The 1253-nt window shown below is 54.5% G+C and carries 1 protein-coding gene; it reads right to left on the bottom strand.

Annotated elements, in window-relative coordinates:
• Window positions 1-17 precede the first annotated feature (17 nt).
• Window positions 18-1180, bottom strand: a protein-coding gene (locus EDB94_RS07400) for an IS3 family transposase (RefSeq protein WP_085987361.1) whose coding sequence is annotated in 2 segments (ribosomal slippage) — window positions 18-931 and window positions 931-1180 — 1164 coding nt in all. Because the reading frame shifts where the segments join, the coding sequence is not laid out codon by codon here.
• Between the last annotated feature and the right edge of the window lie 73 nt (window positions 1181-1253).

Below are 1253 nucleotides of genomic sequence, written 5' to 3'. Positions count from 1 at the left end.
TGTAGTGGTCAAGTGTTTTAGGCCACCGTCTTTTGAGCTTTCCAGTAGGCCTGTTCTGCCACATTCGGCGGCAATCCGCCGTTGTGTTTATGAGGCCGCAGTGCGCTGTAATAACCGATCATATAGTCCGTGACCGATTGCTTTGCCGAGGCAAAGCACGGATACCCGATTCCCGGCACCCATTCTGTTTTCAGACTCCGGAAGAAGCGCTCGGTGGGAGCGTTATCCCAGCAATTCCCGCGTCGGCTGAGGCTCTGTTTCATTTGATAACTCCAGAGCAACTGCCGGAATCGTAGGCTGGTGTACTGGCACCCTTGATCCGAATGGAACATGACTCCTGAAGGCTTTCCCCGGGATTCATACGCAATCGTCAGAGCCTTCTTCACCAGATCCGTATTCGGCGACAGAGATATGGCCCAACCCACCGGTTTACGGGAGAACAAATCGATCACAACAGCCAGGTAAGCCCAGCGCGCACCGGTCCACAGATAGGTTATATCTCCAGTCCATACTTGATTGGGCTCCTCTACGTCGAACTCCCGGTCAAGGAGATTCGGAATATCCAGGTGTGGCTGATCGGCCTTCTTGTAAACGTGGCTTGGCGGCTGCGTACTGACCAGCCCCAACTGCTTCATCCGTCGGCTGGCACGGTAACGGCTCAGCGGTATTCCGGCCTGTGTCACCATGCTGGCAATGGTTCTTGCCCCGGCTGAACCCTGGCTGGCCTCGTGTGCCTCGATAACCTGCTCCTGGAGCTCTTGCTCAGCCTCACAGGGCGTTCGATCCCTGTTACGCCATGCCCGGTAACTACTGCGATGCACCCCAAACACCTGACACAGGCGCTGCACCGCATAGCTCTCTTCAAGTCGCTCGATTATCGAGAATTGCTCAGGGAGTCCGACATCAAGAGAGCGGTAGCCTTTTTTAAGATTTCCTTTTCTTCATCCGCCCGACGAAGGCGGCGCTTCAGTTCCTGAATTTCACGCTGCTCTGTGGTCAGGGCCTCGCCTCTGGGTGCCTTGCCAGCCCGCTCGGAACGAAGTTTACGAACCCAGTACTCCATGGTGGATTTGCCAACACCCATGGCATCGCAGGCAGCTTTCACTGTGTATCCCTGGTCGACCACCAATTGAGCAGCCTCCAAACGGAATTCCGGACTGAAGTTTCTAGTTTTCGCCATCGTCTTCACCTGATTCATTATGTGAGTGATCATACACTCAAAATCAGGTGGCCAGATTTACTATGCCACTACA

The sequence above is a fragment of the Marinobacter sp. 3-2 genome (genome assembly GCF_003751355.1).
Taxonomy (GTDB): Bacteria; Pseudomonadota; Gammaproteobacteria; order Pseudomonadales; family Oleiphilaceae; genus Marinobacter; species Marinobacter adhaerens.
Note: the sequence above shows the minus strand (reverse complement) of the source record. Positions and strands in the feature narration are given on the sequence as shown.